This is a genomic window from Oribacterium sp. Sow4_G1_1, assembly GCF_052116105.1.
Lineage (GTDB): Bacteria > Bacillota > Clostridia > Lachnospirales > Lachnospiraceae > Oribacterium.
The window spans coordinates 107,390-121,884 of the sequence record NZ_JBQKLS010000008.1 but is presented as its reverse complement, the minus strand read 5'-3'; the positions used below and the strand labels follow the sequence as shown (position 1 = coordinate 121,884).

14 protein-coding genes are annotated in these 14,495 nt (G+C 48.9%); 10 read left to right on the top strand and 4 right to left on the bottom strand.

The genetic code is table 11. The features are described 5' to 3' along the window. The 6 genes from istA to ACTQ52_RS06940 form a co-directional block, all read left to right on the top strand. A partial coding sequence (istA, locus tag ACTQ52_RS06965) for an IS21 family transposase (protein ID WP_441982162.1) occupies positions 1-1,252 on the top strand: 1,252 nt, incomplete at its 5' end. Next, positions 1,249-2,025 carry an ATP-binding protein gene (locus ACTQ52_RS06960; protein WP_417191528.1) on the top strand — a complete coding sequence of 259 codons (777 nt, stop codon included), beginning with the start codon at positions 1,249-1,251 and terminating at the stop codon, positions 2,023-2,025. The genes istA and ACTQ52_RS06960, both read left to right, overlap by 4 nt. A 606-nt stretch (positions 2,026-2,631) precedes the next feature. Continuing rightward, complete coding sequence (locus tag ACTQ52_RS06955; protein WP_441982161.1) at positions 2,632-3,597, top strand: type IV pilin protein; 966 nt, start codon at positions 2,632-2,634, stop codon at positions 3,595-3,597. Positions 3,598-3,825: 228 nt separating this feature from the next. Beyond that, entirely contained in the window at positions 3,826-5,259 is a 1,434-nt protein-coding gene (locus ACTQ52_RS06950) for an IS5 family transposase (RefSeq protein WP_441982160.1), read from the top strand. 53 nt (positions 5,260-5,312) lie between these two features. Then, positions 5,313-7,016: an AAA family ATPase gene (locus ACTQ52_RS06945; protein WP_441982159.1), complete on the top strand. Its 1,704-nt coding sequence runs from the start codon at positions 5,313-5,315 to the stop codon at positions 7,014-7,016. Between the two features lie 234 nt (positions 7,017-7,250). After that, positions 7,251-7,412 carry a hypothetical protein gene (locus tag ACTQ52_RS06940; RefSeq protein ID WP_441982158.1) on the top strand — a complete coding sequence of 54 codons (162 nt, stop codon included), beginning with the start codon at positions 7,251-7,253 and terminating at the stop codon, positions 7,410-7,412. A 689-nt stretch (positions 7,413-8,101) separates the two neighbouring features. Here ACTQ52_RS06940 and abc-f read toward each other — a convergent pair. The 4 genes from abc-f to ACTQ52_RS06920 all read right to left on the bottom strand — a co-directional run bounded on the left by abc-f (position 8,102) and on the right by ACTQ52_RS06920 (position 11,813). Beyond that, positions 8,102-9,577: a ribosomal protection-like ABC-F family protein gene (gene abc-f, locus ACTQ52_RS06935; protein WP_087296431.1), complete on the bottom strand. Its 1,476-nt coding sequence runs from the start codon at positions 9,575-9,577 to the stop codon at positions 8,102-8,104. A 374-nt stretch (positions 9,578-9,951) separates the two neighbouring features. Next, on the bottom strand, positions 9,952-10,404 hold the full coding sequence (locus ACTQ52_RS06930; RefSeq protein ID WP_087296442.1) for a GNAT family N-acetyltransferase: 453 nt from the start codon (positions 10,402-10,404) through the stop codon (positions 9,952-9,954). Between the two features lie 25 nt (positions 10,405-10,429). After that, positions 10,430-11,230 (bottom strand): helix-turn-helix domain-containing protein, encoded by an 801-nt coding sequence (locus ACTQ52_RS06925; protein ID WP_087296430.1) that lies wholly within the window; start codon positions 11,228-11,230, stop codon positions 10,430-10,432. Between the two features lie 37 nt (positions 11,231-11,267). After that, a complete protein-coding gene (locus ACTQ52_RS06920; RefSeq protein WP_021391068.1) occupies positions 11,268-11,813 on the bottom strand; it encodes an AAA family ATPase in 546 nt (181 codons plus the stop codon). A 379-nt stretch (positions 11,814-12,192) separates the two neighbouring features. On the opposite strand from ACTQ52_RS06920, the gene ACTQ52_RS06915 reads away from it, so the two are divergent. From ACTQ52_RS06915 to ACTQ52_RS06900, 4 genes are all read left to right on the top strand, one after another. After that, positions 12,193-12,606 (top strand): cysteine-rich VLP domain-containing protein, encoded by a 414-nt coding sequence (locus ACTQ52_RS06915; protein WP_205505827.1) that lies wholly within the window; start codon positions 12,193-12,195, stop codon positions 12,604-12,606. A gap of 111 nt (positions 12,607-12,717) precedes the next feature. Continuing rightward, positions 12,718-13,113: a replication initiator protein A gene (locus tag ACTQ52_RS06910; protein WP_441136154.1), complete on the top strand. Its 396-nt coding sequence runs from the start codon at positions 12,718-12,720 to the stop codon at positions 13,111-13,113. A 182-nt stretch (positions 13,114-13,295) separates the two neighbouring features. Further along, on the top strand, positions 13,296-14,234 hold the full coding sequence (gene mobV / locus ACTQ52_RS06905) for a MobV family relaxase (RefSeq protein ID WP_112115751.1): 939 nt from the start codon (positions 13,296-13,298) through the stop codon (positions 14,232-14,234). A 58-nt stretch (positions 14,235-14,292) separates the two neighbouring features. Then, positions 14,293-14,490, top strand: a complete 198-nt coding sequence (locus ACTQ52_RS06900) for a hypothetical protein (protein WP_112115750.1) — start codon at positions 14,293-14,295, stop codon at positions 14,488-14,490. Positions 14,491-14,495: the final 5 nt, after the last annotated feature.

Genomic DNA, 14,495 nt, shown 5'->3' with positions numbered 1-14,495 from the left:
ACGAAATGGAGACGACGCTTTGATGTATTCTCAGTTCTGCTATTACATTCAGCAGAACGAGCAAAAACGCCGTGCAACGATGCACATCCCAAGGAAACCTGGACAGCAGATCGAGGTTGATTGGGCTGGAGATCCGGCCGAAATTATCGATCCGTATACTGGAGAAATCACCAGTGCCTGGATATTTGTAGGTGTCATGACCTATAGCCAATACGCATTTGTAGAGGCGTTTATCAACGAACAGCAAAAGGCTTGGATCACAGCTCACGTTCATATGTACGACTTTTTCGGTGGAGTCACTCCCATACTGGTTCCAGATAACGCTCCGACCGCAACCAATCGGAAGCAAAGCGATAAGTACGAGCCGGTCCTGATCAAATCCTATGAGGAACTGGCACAGCATTACAACACTGCCATCATCCCTGCACGTGTTCGCACACCGAAGGATAAGCCGAATGCCGAAGGAAACGTCGGGCATGTCTCCACCTGGATCACAGCAGCACTGCGTAACGAGCAGTTTTTCTCACTAGCGGAGCTGAATGCTGCAATTCGTAAGAAACTAAAAAAATACAATGATGCACCTTTCCAAAAGAAAGACGGTAGCCGACAGCAGCTGTTCCTCGAAGATGAGAAACCCTTACTTATGCCTCTGCCAGCTACCCGTTTCGAACTTTCAGAACTACGTACCGCCACAGTACAGTTCAACTATCACATCGCCGTAGACAAGATGTACTACTCGGTGCCTTATCAGTATATCAAAGATAAGGTTGATGTGCGAATGACCGATACCACGATTGAGATTTTTAAAAATCATCGACGGATTGCTTCGCATAAACGTCTGTATGGACGTCCGGGTCAGTATTCTACTGTGACAGAACATATGCCACAAGACCACCAGAAATATCTGGAGTGGAATGGCGATCGCTTCCGTGAATGGGCGGAAACGATCGGAATAAATACCTACAAGGTCGTAGACTGTATACTCACCTCCGGGCGAATCGAACAGCAGTCTTACAGGGCTTGCATGGGACTTCTCAAACTTGCAGAGAGACAAACTCCACAGAAGCTTGAGAACGCCTGTACAAAGGCGCTGAAGTACTCAAATTCGCCAAGTTATAAAAGCATCAAAAACATCCTGAGCGCTGACAAAACGGTTCAACTGGAATTCGTCAGACCGGCAAAAACGCAGGATAGCGAAAAACAGCATGGCATTACTCGTGGTGCCGGATACTATGGAGGGAAAAGATCATGACTAATCAGAGCACCATAGACAAACTGATCGAAATGCACATGACTCCTATGGCGGATGCGTTTCGTATTCAGATGAACGATTCGTCCATGAGAGAGGTTCCTTTCGAGGATCGCTTTGGGATGCTCGTTGACCACGAATACACTGAGCGAAAAAACAAGCGCCTAAAAAGGCTGATTCGTAATGCTGAGTTTGAGCAACCGGATGCTTGTATTGCCGCAGTGGATTATGGCCATAACAGGAAAGTGAACCGGATGCTGGTTGAACGTCTGGCAACCTGCGAATACATAACAGAGTACAGAAACATCTTTATCACAGGAGCAACGGGAAGCGGGAAAACCTATATGGCTTGTGCATTTGGCATGGAAGCCTGTAAGCATTTCTACACCGTTAAGTATGTTCGTGTGCCGGACTTGCTTTTGGATCTTCGCGCAGCAAGAGACGAGGGTCACTTTTCAGATACACTGAAGAAGTATACGAATCCAACCTTGCTCATTCTTGATGAGTGGCTCCTGATGAGAATCAAAGAAGATGATTCATCAAACCTGCTGGAACTCATCCATAAGCGCCGTAAGCACTCATCCACTATTTTTTGTTCACAATACAGAGATGATGAATGGTATGAGAAGTTGGGTGGAAAGGATAACCCTCTGACAGATGCCATCATGGATCGGATCGCGTTTGATTCGTATAAAATACCTATCACCAGTCTGGATCCAACTAAAGACATCTCCATGAGAGAAATCTATGGCCTAGATCCATCTGAAGCTGAGTAAAATCAGAAAACTGAAAAATGCTGGTGGACCGTCTGGCTGATTCTTAGCTCAGGCGGCTCCGCCGCATAATTATCTCAAGGCACTGCTGTTCCTGCCGGACAGTTGCTGCTCAAAATTCCGGACTGGCGCCTCCGGCGCAACGGAATAATCATAGTTTGCACAGTAGCATTGAATCAATGGTAAACCACGTCCATCGTGGCGTCTCATCCAAATACATGAATGGATATATCGCATTTACTTGTTGGAAACAGACACATAGTGGCAGTTTACCGGAACTAACAGATCAGCTCATTGCAGATATTGTCAAGGCTACGCGTGTGAAAACCTGTATTGAATCATCGGCAAGGCCTTTTATCCCAGTTATAAAATAGCGGCATATCCTATGTTATGTATAAAAGAGCCTAACTAAATTACCAAGCACCCGGGAAGGCAAGGTAGTTGATTGAAAAATCATTCATGAATGAAAAGCGGGAAGCTGTCACATCGACGAATCAAACGTTGGTGTGACGGCTTCTTCGCGTTCTGGTGCGGGGTTGCAAACGCGGGTGAAATCGGCTATAATACATTATTACTAAAATCATTACCAAAGAAGGCGGAAAGGAACCCATGAAACGCGGAAAAAACGGCTTTACGCTGGCGGAGCTTTTGATCGTCGTGGCCATCATCGCCGTGCTGACGGCAGTCTCCATTCCGATATTTACGAACCAGTTGGAAAAGAGCCGGGAGGCCACCGATCTGGCCAACGTACGAAACGCCTATTCCGAGGTGATGATGGCCGCCCTGGTGGAGGATACCAGCTCGCCCCTGTACCAGGGCGGGCTCTACCAGCGCACGGTGCCTTTGAAGCAGGCCCGGAACGGCTGGAGCATGAACGCGGACAAGCTGGTGGTGGGCGGTATCAGCCGCAGTGACGACCATTGGAAGTGGAAGGACCCCCGGGCAAAGGGCCGCTGCAAGGTCTACTATTTTGAGGGCGAGGTCTATCTCAACTGGCGCGGCGAGGACCATATCAACCTTGTGTCTGCCCAGGATTTCCTGACCAAGGATATTCTGCTGGACATCGTGGGCGACAAGTACAAGTACAACGTCATCAACTCCAACGAGCCCTATGGGCAGAACGAGGGAACGAAGAAGTTTATCGATTACGCCAAGAAGAACGGCTTCGACCTGTCTGACTACGACGCCAGGACCTGGCAGATCTATGTCAAGGAACCCGGAGCAAACTCCGATTTCCTTGTAGAACCGGCTATCTACTGGTCTACCGTGGATCTTACGAACAAAACGGTGGGAAATTACGTGCCTGTCATGGGCTACCGGAACGGAAAATACGACGTGTACCGCGCCAAGGTCGAAACCTATAATGCCGGCACGGCAAACGAATACAACTCGCTTCAAAACAACTTCGCCAGTGTCAAGAACAGCGGCAGCAGCGCGACGTTCCAGTTTGACAACTATGAGGACGCCAAGGCTGTATATAATCAGATCCTGGATGTTTATGAAACAAGCATAAGTGGGATCAATGGAACGCAAACGCTGGAATACAAGGATATGGAAAAGTACGGACTGACTTGACGGCGTATGAGCCGCCGCGCCATTGGCGCGGCGGCTTTTTTCGACTAAATCAGCGGAAAAAACAGGTATTTCCGCTGATTCCGGGGACGGGGCATGTTGCTTTACGATAATGTATCCTGAATAATAGAAAAAGCCTTATGTTTCAAGCCATAGAAGCCCATACGTGGTATAATAGGTGCAAGGAAAATCGCAGGAATCAGGCAAAAACCTTGCACTTGGAGGGCGGCTATGTATCGTTACAGCAATGGACAGATCAGCCTGGCAGATTTCAAGCAGCCAGTCGGCATGAATCTGAAAGAGAGTAACCGGTGGGTGAAAAAAGCACAGACGATCCCCTGGCTGGAGATTGAGAAGCGGTACGCCGCTCTGTTTACCAACCGCAAGGGCAACGTAGCCAAACCGCTGCGTCTGGCTCTGGGCGCCTGTATCATTCAGGCGGAGTATGGTTTCTCAGATGAAGAAACTGCCCTTATGATCCAAGAAAACCCGTACCTGCAGTACTTCTGTGGGTATCCCGGCTATGATGATGAAAAGCTGCCCTTTGACCCATCTCTGATGGTGTACTTCCGTAAGCGGTTGACGCCGGAAGTGCTGGGCGAAATCAACGAGATGATCGTGCGGGACGCAAAAGAGCGTCAGGAAAAAGAGGCCAAATCCAGGGATGACGATGATGACTCTGGCAATCATCCAGGAACAGGCGGAAACAGCGGCACCATGATTGTGGACGCCACCTGTGCACCGTCCAATATCCGTTACCCCCAGGACGTTTCTCTGCTCAATGAGGCCAGAGAGAACGCCGAGGCGCTTCTGGATGCTCTCCATGATCCCGCGGATGGGAAGAAGCCACGCACTTACCGCAAGCGTGCCCGGAAGGATTACCTGAAATACACAAGATGTCGCAAGCATACCGCCAAGATGACCCGCAAAGCAATCGGAAAGCAGCTGACTTATCTCCGGCGTGACCTCGATGCTGTTGATGGAAAACTATCTCTTGGAAAATCTCTGACTACGCGACAGATGGAACGTCTGGATACGATTCGCACCATCTATGAGCAGCAGAAGTACATGTACGATAACCGCACCCACAGCGTACCTGACCGGATTGTCAGCGTAAGCCAGCCTTTCGTTCGTCCCATTGTGCGTGGAAAAGCAGGCAAGCCGGTGGAGTTTGGCGCGAAGTTGGACATCAGTGTTGTCGATGGGTGGACTCGGTTGGAATGCTGTTCCTTTGATGCCTACAACGAAGCTGGGAATCTGCAGGAGATGGCAGAACGGTTCCGAGAGCGGGAAGGGCATTATCCCAGCCGTATTCTGGCGGACAAGATCTACCGAAACCGTGAGAATCTCAACTATTGCAAGGCACACGGAATCCGGCTATCCGGTCCGGCACTGGGGCGTCCCAGGAAGGGCGAAACCAGAGACAAAGCTCAGGATTACCGGGATGAGTGCGAGCGTGTGGAAGTGGAGCGCAGGTTCAGTCTGACGAAGCGCAAATGCGGCATGGGACTGGTCACGGCAAAATTGCGGGAAACCGCTGCCCATGTGATCGCCATGTCCGTGCTGGTGCTGAATCTCCGCAAGATTCAGTGCGCCATTTTGCAACTACTTGCGTTTTTGCGGGCAATTCTCTCGCCTAAGCAAAAATGGGCCATTGTTCAGTAGTCATTAATATAATAGGGATCATATAGGACGTTATGAAGGGAGCTGTTGATATTATGTACGAGTCTTTAAAGCTACCGGTTGGGATAGAAAACTTTGAAGAGATCCGCACGAAGGGGTATTACTATGTCGATAAGACGAAACTTATAGAGCAGCTTTTTGACCGTCTTGGAAAGGTCAATCTCTTCACGCGTCCGCGGAGGTTCGGTAAGACGCTGAACATGAGTATGCTGCGGTACTTTTTTGAGATCGGGACGGATGCATCCCTTTTCGATGGGCTGTATATCGCGGGGAAGCAGGCGCTGGTTTCGGCGCACCTCGGGAAGTATCCGGTGATCTTTTTGTCCCTGAAAAATGTGGAGGGACTCAGCTTTGAGAGCGCGAGATATCAGCTGGTAGAGCTGATTGCGAAAGAGGCGCGGAGACACCGTGCGCTGGAGAGCAGTCCGCAGCTCGATGAGGATGATCAGAAGATTTATGCAGCATTGACACAGGTGCAGGACGGTATGTATGTCATGGCGGAGGATGTGCTGTATGGCTCGCTGCAGGCGCTTTCGGAGCTGCTGTATAAACATTACCAGCAGAAAGTGCTCATCTTAATCGATGAGTACGATGTGCCGCTCGATAAGGCATTCCAGCATGGCTACTATCGGGAGATGGTGGCGCTCATGCGTACGCTGTTTGGAAAAGCATTGAAAACAAATGATGCGCTGGATTTTGCGGTGCTGACGGGCTGTCTTCGTGTTTCGAAGGAGAGCATTTTCACCGGACTGAATAATTTTAAGATTCTGTCGATTACGGATACGCGTTTCGATGAGCAGTTCGGGTTTACGGATGCGGAAGTGCGGAAGCTGCTCACGGATTATCATCTGGAATCGAAGTATGCGGAGACGAAGGAGTGGTACGACGGCTATCGCTTCGGTAACGTGGATGTGTACTGTCCGTGGGATGTGATCAACCATGTGGACCGCGTCCTGGATGACATCGATGCGCGCCCGGAGGCATACTGGATCAATACCAGTGGCAATGATCTCGTAAAACGTTTCGTTGCGAAGGCGAATAAAACCACGCGGGACGAGATCGAGCGTCTGATCGCCGGAGAGGCCATCGAGAAGCAGCTGCGTCTGGATCTAACCTATGATGAGATCGATCGCAGTATAGAGAATCTGTGGAGCGTGCTCTTTACGACCGGGTATCTGACGCAGGCGGGCAGGACGGAAGCGGGAAACTATAAACTCGTGATTCCGAATCATGAGATTCGTGAGGTGTTCCGTTTTCAGATTCAGGAGTGGTTTAAAAATGCGGTATTCAGTAACACAGAGCAGCTGACGGCATTTTGGAAAGCCATCGAGGGCGGCGACACGAGCGAGATGGAAGCTTATCTGAATCGTTTGCTGAGTAATTCCATCAGTGTGTTTGACACGAAGGCGGTGGATGGCGAGAAGGAAAGTGCGTACCACAATCTGCTGGTGGGGATACTTGCCGGGAATGCGGACTGGCTGGTGAAGTCAAATCGTGAGGCGGGTGATGGTTTCGCGGATATCATCGTGGAGACAGAAAATCCGGATGCCGGCATCATCATGGAGCTGAAATATGTGAAGGATTTCAGCGCGATGGAGCAGGCGTGTCAACGCGCGCTTGCGCAGATCCGGGACCGTCGTTACCAGGAGTATCTGCTGAATGATGGGCGAAGCGATATCACACTTTACGGGATCGCGTTCTGCAGGAAGCGGTGCCGCGTAGTGGCGGAGTCTGCATAAGGCAGACTCCGGAACGATATCCAGCAGAGCTATGCTCTGCTCCCGAAGGGCTAAACTCGAGCCTCCTAAGCTCGAGTTTAGGGCGGTGGCAGAGACATTGGCCCACGATCTTTCAACCAGAAGTTTAGTGCATTTTCTGTGAATCTGCCTTATAATGGTAAACTGATTTAAAAAGGGCAGTGAGTGGAGGAGTCTGCAAAAGGCAGATTTCAGATCGATTACGGAGGTGAAGTGATGGAACCTATCTATTTGTCGATTGAGCCTGAGAAGACCGGAAAGAAGATCAAGAAGCTGCTCGATGCGAGTGGGTATACCGTGCGGGATGTGCAGCGCCTGATGGGCTTTAACAATCCGCAGGCGATCTACAAGTGGCTTTCGGGGGTTTCACTTAGTTAAAGATACCACATCAAAACCCACGTTGACTTTTGCTCAACCGATACAGCCGGAGGGCTGGATAACAAGAAAAGGCGGTATGCGCCCCGTGGAGGGGTAGAATACCGCCTTTTCTTGTGGGGGTTTCCAAAGGGGGCTTGCCCCCATTTGGCACACGACTTTGCCTGCAAAGTGTAGTGTGTTATACCTGCTGGCGTGGCTGGCGGGGGAAACGGGGTGCGGTGCTTTTTGCGCCCCGCTTGCTCCGGCAGGAAAACAGGCTGACTTTTTGTGAATGAGAATGAACAAAAAATCGGGCTGGTTTCAGAGAACGGCGGCAGGTATATGAAAGCCCCGTCCCTCGTCCTACGCTCCGACTTATGGACAAAATGTCCCGAAGCTGCGGCCACACTCCCGGCAAAATAGCAGAACAGCGGGCAACCGTCAAGGCTGAAATGAACGGGTTTGCACCCGGCCTTGACCGCCTCCCGTTGTTCTGCTGAATGGGTGGACAAGGCGGCAAATCTCTCAAAGTGCTTGGCCGCACTCTCTTTAACTTGGAAGCGTTTTTTTCCTCAAAATTGAAATGGGCGGGAAGCCATTTTGTGGCTTTCCCTCCTTGATTACCTTTTAGCAAAGACGGGCGGGGCTGTCAACGGCGGCGCATGAAATGCGCCGTTCATCTTGACCGTTGACTGGCTCGGCTGGCTTTGCTATTCGGTAGCCAGACGAATGTTTTTGGTCGCCATGTTATTTCTAAAAGCAAGATCATGTTCTACAAAGATCATGGTAGGAGAAAATTCTCTAATCAGATTTTCAATTTGCATTCGGGAATAGATGTCAATATAGTTAAGTGGTTCATCCCACACATACAGATGCGCTTGTTCACAAAGGCTTTTTGCTATCAACACTTTTTTCTTTTGTCCCGCCGAAAAATCTTCCATTTTCTTTTCAAACTGTATTCGTGAAAAATCCATTTTCCGTAAGATCGCCTTAAACAAACTTTCATCAATACGATTGGCTTCCGCAAACTCTGATAACGAACCGTTCAGCATGGAAGTATCTTGAGGTACATAGGACAATATCATTCCAGAACCTATTGTAACCGTCCCACGATGTTCTATTTGTTGCCCGATCAGTAGCTTGAGAATGCTCGTTTTTCCAGAACCATTTTTCCCATCAAGGGCAATGCGTTCTCCCCGCTTTACTGTAAATGAGATTGGCTGGCAAACATCTTTTCCGTCAAAAATTGGTACAACATCAGAGAAAGTCACTAAGGTATCTGAAAAATAGAGAAGCGGAGTGATTTTCAAATCTTCTATGATTTCCAAATTTTTAAGAAGGCCGGACTTTTCCTCGATTGCCCGTTGCTGCCGCACTTCGATAGATTTTGAGCGTTTCATCATTTTGGCAGATTTGTGACCGATATACCCTCGGTCAACCGGGCCGTTCCCATATTTTGACGCTTCAATTCGGTCTGACCAGACAGAAGTTCTTTGAGCGGCCTTTTGCAAATTATCAATGCTTTTTTTCAGCTTCACATTTTGAGCGAGTTCAAATTCTTGTTGGCGCTGGAAGTTGGTGAACCAAGTAGAAAAATTTCCGCTTTGTACTTCGATGTTTGACCGATTGATCGACAGGATATGGTCAACACAGCCATCTAAAAAACAGCGATCATGAGAGACTAAGATAAATCCCTTTTTCCGTTTCAGGTATGCTGAAACGGTTTCTCTGGCTTTCATATCCAAATGGTTTGTCGGTTCATCAATCAGTAAAAAGTGTCCATCATTCAGAAAGAGGGCGGCAAGCAGCACCTTGGTCTGCTCCCCATTGGAAAGCGTAAAAAATGGTCTCCAAAGCACATCATCACGGACTTCCAGATAGGATAGTTCTCTCAACAGTTCCCATTCTTCCGCCAGCGGGCAGACTTCCGAGAGAATGTCCGCAGTTAATCTGTTTTTATTGCTAACAGGGTATGGAAAGTAATCAAATTGCACAGAGGCTTGTATTTTCCCATGGTATTCGTACTTTCCAAGCAGAAGATTTAGAAAAGTTGTTTTACCTCTGCCATTTCTACCAATGAACCCAAGTTTCCAATCTGTATCAATTTGAAAATTGACATTTTCAAAAATGTTATCATAGCTGGATGGATAGGCAAAGGTAAGGTTCTCGACTCGGATCATCGACATATCGCATTCCTCCTTTATTCCGGGGATAAAGAACATAAAATAAGAGCTGCAAGAAAGTCAATTCTTGCAGCTCGTCACAGCATAATAGTACCACCCCTATCAAGAGTGATACGCCTACGATATATCGAGTGAATAGACTTTTAACTTTCTTGCAATGGGTACAATGGTACTGTAAAACACAGTATCACTGTATATTCCAATTTATTTGCAAGAAAAGTTAATCATCTTTCCACCTCACCTCTAATTTTATGTATGTTAGTGTATCACAAAGACACAAGCAAGTCAAGGAAAAGGGCAATGATGATAATGAGTATAAGGCAGGGTACTTTCTGTTTTTGATTCTCTGCGGGATATGAGATTTCGTAAAATCCGATTTAGATGTTAAGGCTCATGTATAAAAGCGGATAAGGATTGCCCTGTTCGTCAAGGTCTGTCCTTTTATAAACCTGAAAGCCCAAGTGTTCATAAAAGCCCTTGGCCTGCGGATTCTGCTCATTCACAGCCACCCGCTCTACGGCATAGGTTTTAATCCCATATTGGAGCAGGCGCTTTCCGAGACCCTTTCCTCTTTCTTCCGGGGAAATGAACAGCATTTCCAAGGTGCCGTCCTCTATCCCCATAAAAGCCACGGGGCAGCCCCTATCATCTTCTGCGATCATCAAATGCGCAATTCCAATGAGCGCCTGCGGCACATATTCTTTTATTTTTTTGATTTCGCTGTCCGACAAAAACAGGTGTGTCGCTCTTACAGAACTTTCCCATACCGTCAGCAGCCGATTTATGAAATCCGCTGTCCTGTTTTTGGTTTCTACTTCAATGAATTTCATTTTTCCTCTTTGCATATCTAATTTCTCATTTTCTTCCCCGCTGCGGGTTTGGATTTTTCAGCAAGTCCGACTTCTGTGCAATCCTTTTCAGCCATTTCTTTTCCTCGTCCGACAGCTTCCCATAGTTCAGTTTGAGCCGCTTGCAGATAAAGGCCATCGCAGCCTGTTCCGGGTCACTGTTTGGGCTGGCGGCTTCTTCGGCGGTCTGCAAGAAATCTTCCAGAGGATTGTCCTCCGGGACGCTGAAAAAATCGTCCTTGTGGGCTTCCCGCAGGTCGAGGGCTATCTTATTCATATCCTGCTGTATCACATAGCGGCAAAAGCTGTCATCGTCAATGTGGGCGGCGATCAGCTGCCTTAACTGCGGGTCAGTCAGACCGGGATTGTGCTGCTTCATAATGGTTGTGCTCACAGTGTCCACAATGGCGTTTGCCCCCTGTACCTGCTTCACCGCTATGCCGTTCACATAGATTTCAAGGTCAGCCATGAGCCGGGGAAAATCCGGGTGCGTCGCCAGTTCACACAGGAGGGCATTATCCACCAGCCCGCTTTTCAAAAATTCAATCATATCATCACTCAAATGCAGGTCAGAAAGATCGGCGTTTGGGTGATTTTTTGTGTGAGAGCGGCACAGCAGATAATCAACGGACACTTCGTAAAACTTCGCCAGCTGAATAAGGGCATAGTGGCTGATGTCCTTGAACTTGTCCCCCTCATAGCTGCCTAACGCAGACTTGGAGAGATGGGTTTCTTCCGCAAGCTGCTCCAGCGTCAGGCCACGCTCCACACGCAGGTCTTTCAGGCGTTCTTGTATGGATAGTTCCATGTTCTCCCTCCTTGTCTGCTCGACAAACTGGAATTGCCTAAAGCAGTAAAGCAGTACCCCTTACAATTTTTTCTTTTACTGCTGATACAGTATCTTTGACTGAGTGCGTAGTTGTATCAATAACATTTGATTCATAGATTCCTAAATTGGAAAATTGTTCCCACATCGTTTCAACTAATTCAATATTTGTTTCTCTGTCTAACTTTGAGCGTTTGATAGCTCTCTTCATAGTTTCTTCTTTACTTGCTCTTAAAACGATATAGTGTACTTCATAATGCTCTTGAACAATGTTGAGCCACGGCTCTAAAAACCACGGTCCTACAATACCATCTACAATTACATCATATCCACCACGAGCATATCGCTTCGCGGCTTCTAAAAATGCTTCAATGACAATCAAATTTTGCTCATTTGATTCTGGCAAATATGGTGGTATTGCCCCTTTACTCAAATAATGATAAAAGTCATCTGTGTGCATATGCACAGATTTTTCCAAATCCGATTCTTTTGCAACAGTAGATGCCGTTGTAGTTTTCCCCGTCCCCGGCGAACCTGTGATTACAATAATTCTACCTTGATCCATCTATGTGTTACCTCCACAACTTCAAATTTACTGTTCAGTTTCTTCCATTCTACCACAATTCCGAGAGCGTGGAAATGGGAGGATTTTCAGGCAGATTTCCCACCTTTCGGACATACGGGACGGGCGGTCATTTCGGTGTAGACTTAGATTAGTTCATCGATGGACAGCACCTTGAAAACCAAATGACCGTCCGAAAAGGAATACCCTGGCTGGGGAAGCACCGCAAGGAGCCGACTTCTGGACACTTTGTCCAGAGGTCACTTTGGGACAAGTTGTCCCGAAGTTATGGGGAGCGTGCCAACGCCGGAACACGCCGCAGGAATGGGGCAGGAAGCCTTTTCGGGGAAAACGGCAGCGGAAAGCAAAACGGAGGGAACACATGAAAAACACCCCCTACAAAGACTTGCCGCCGCTGGAACGCAGGCCGGACGGTTCCCTTTACCGCATGACACCAGCGCAGCGGAAACGGGCAAGCACCCTGATACGCCGGGAGTGCTGTAACTGTGAGGACGGCAACTGCATTGCCCTTGACGATGGGGACGCCTGCACCTGCCCGCAGACAATTTCTTTCTCGGTCTGCTGCAAGTGGTTCCGCTGGGCGGTCTTGCCGCTGGACGGAACGCTGGAAGCGGAGATTTTCCGGGATAAGGACTTGAAACGCTGTGCGGTCTGCGGCGGCGTGTTCGTCCCCAAATCCAACCGGGCAAAATACTGCCCCGGCTGTGCCGCCAAAGTTCACAGGCGGCAGAAAACCGAAAGTGAACGGAAAAGGAGGTCTTGTGTGGACAGTTAGGAGTGAAAAAAGCCTTGATTTATCAGGCTTCGCAAGCCCCAAACCGGGGCGAGTGGTATAAACTATCGCCCACCCCGGAAAACGGGCTTCTAATCGTCCACAAAACACGCTATGACAAACACGATTTACATTCATCAGCCGGAACAGGCGTTCAGCTTCACCCGGCTCCCCAATTTTCTCTTTGAAGCACCTACATTCAAGCCCCTGTCCAATGAGGCAAAGCTGCTGTATGCCTTTATCCTGCGCCGGACGGAGTTATCCCGGAAAAATGGGTGGGCGGACGAGTATGGGCGGATTTATCTGTATTACCCCATCTGCGAGGTGGTTGACCTGCTCCGCTGTGGGCGGCAAAAGGCGGTGAATACCCTGCGGGAGTTGCAATACGCCGGGCTCGTGGAGATCCAGAAGCAGGGCTGTGGAAAACCCAACCGCATTTACCCCAAATCCTATGAAACGGTTTCAAACACCGACTTCAAGAAATCCGGTTATGGTACGCCGGAGGATTGAAAACCGTACCCATGAAGTACGGAAATCACCCCTCTGAAGTACGGAAACCAGACGGTATATAGAAATACAAAGATTAAGAGATTGATTTAGATTCTATCCATTCCAATCCTATCCGAGCTATTTCTGGCGGGATTTTCCCTGTGGAAAACCCTGGATGGGAAAGGAATGGGGAAAGGAGATTCATGGCACAACACGCAATTTTGCGTTTTGAGAAGCACAAGGGCAACCCGGCAAGGCCGCTGGAAGCCCACCACGAAAGACAAAAGGAGCAGTACGCCAGCAACCCCGACATTGACACAGCCAAAAGCAAGTACAACTTCCATATCGTCAAGCCGGAGGGACGCTATTACCACTTCATTCAGAGCCGAATTGAGCAGGCCGGATGCCGAACAAGGAAAGACAGTACACGGTTTGTCGATACGCTGATAACCGCCAGCCCGGAGTTTTTCAAAGGGAAATCCCCAAAGGAAATACAGGCGTTTTTCCAGCGGGCAGCGGATTTCCTCATTGACCGGATAGGCCGGGAAAATATCGTGTCGGCGGTGGTACACATGGACGAGAAAACGCCCCACCTGCATTTGACCTTTGTGCCGTTGACAAAGGACAACCGTCTGTGCGCCAAAGAAATTATCGGCAACCGGGCAAATCTGACGAAATGGCAGGACGACTTTCACGCCTACATGGTGGAGAAATACCCGGATTTGGAGCGTGGGGAGAGCGCCAGCAAGACAGGCCGGAAGCATATCCCCACCCGGCTTTTCAAACAGGCGGTTTCCCTCTCCAAACAGGCCAGAGCCATCGAAGCCACTCTTGACGGCATGAACCCGCTGAACGCCGGAAAGAAAAAGGAAGAAGCCCTCTCCATGCTGAAAAAATGGTTTCCGCAGATGGAGAACTTCTCCGGGCAGCTGAAAAAATACAAGGTCACGATCAAAGACCTGTTGGAAGAAAATCAAAAACTGGAAGCAAGGGCAAAGGCCAGCGAAAGCGGTAAGATGAAAGACCGCATGGAACGGGCAAAGCTGGAAAGCGAACTGGAAAATATGCAAAGGCTGGTTGACCGTATCCCGCCGGAAGTGCTGGCGGAACTGAAACGGCAGCAGCGTACAAGAGAGAGGTAAACGCTATGAACAGGAATTCAAGCTACATGATGAAAAATAATCACACGGAGGACACTGGATGGTAAAAAGCGAAAGCGACATTATTGATACAATACACACCGGGCAGGTCATTACTGACGAGAACGGCACGCAGTATTTTGTATGTGGGAGAAACCGTATCAAAATCTCCGAGCATTTTGCCGCTGGAGGGCGCCCGCTTGACGATCTGATTGTGGATGTTGTCCGGCACACGGCGGCAAAGGCCGCTTCTTCGTGACCCAT

Excerpts from the sequence above, each read along its gene's own strand:
- ACTQ52_RS06925 (WP_087296430.1), bottom strand. The coding sequence starts at position 11,230 with ATGGAACTATCCATACAAGAACGCCTGAAAGACCTGCGTGTGGAGCGT.
- ACTQ52_RS06945 (WP_441982159.1), top strand. The coding sequence starts at position 5,313 with ATGTACGAGTCTTTAAAGCTACCGGTTGGGATAGAAAACTTTGAAGAG.
- ACTQ52_RS06955 (WP_441982161.1), top strand. The coding sequence starts at position 2,632 with ATGAAACGCGGAAAAAACGGCTTTACGCTGGCGGAGCTTTTGATCGTC.
- ACTQ52_RS06940 (WP_441982158.1), top strand. The coding sequence starts at position 7,251 with ATGGAACCTATCTATTTGTCGATTGAGCCTGAGAAGACCGGAAAGAAG.
- ACTQ52_RS06910 (WP_441136154.1), top strand. The coding sequence starts at position 12,718 with ATGACAAACACGATTTACATTCATCAGCCGGAACAGGCGTTCAGCTTC.
- ACTQ52_RS06950 (WP_441982160.1), top strand. The coding sequence starts at position 3,826 with ATGTATCGTTACAGCAATGGACAGATCAGCCTGGCAGATTTCAAGCAG.
- mobV (WP_112115751.1), top strand. The coding sequence starts at position 13,296 with ATGGCACAACACGCAATTTTGCGTTTTGAGAAGCACAAGGGCAACCCG.
- abc-f (WP_087296431.1), bottom strand. The coding sequence starts at position 9,577 with ATGTCGATGATCCGAGTCGAGAACCTTACCTTTGCCTATCCATCCAGC.
- ACTQ52_RS06900 (WP_112115750.1), top strand. The coding sequence starts at position 14,293 with ATGGTAAAAAGCGAAAGCGACATTATTGATACAATACACACCGGGCAG.
- ACTQ52_RS06930 (WP_087296442.1), bottom strand. The coding sequence starts at position 10,404 with ATGAAATTCATTGAAGTAGAAACCAAAAACAGGACAGCGGATTTCATA.
- ACTQ52_RS06960 (WP_417191528.1), top strand. The coding sequence starts at position 1,249 with ATGACTAATCAGAGCACCATAGACAAACTGATCGAAATGCACATGACT.
- ACTQ52_RS06915 (WP_205505827.1), top strand. The coding sequence starts at position 12,193 with ATGAAAAACACCCCCTACAAAGACTTGCCGCCGCTGGAACGCAGGCCG.
- ACTQ52_RS06920 (WP_021391068.1), bottom strand. The coding sequence starts at position 11,813 with ATGGATCAAGGTAGAATTATTGTAATCACAGGTTCGCCGGGGACGGGG.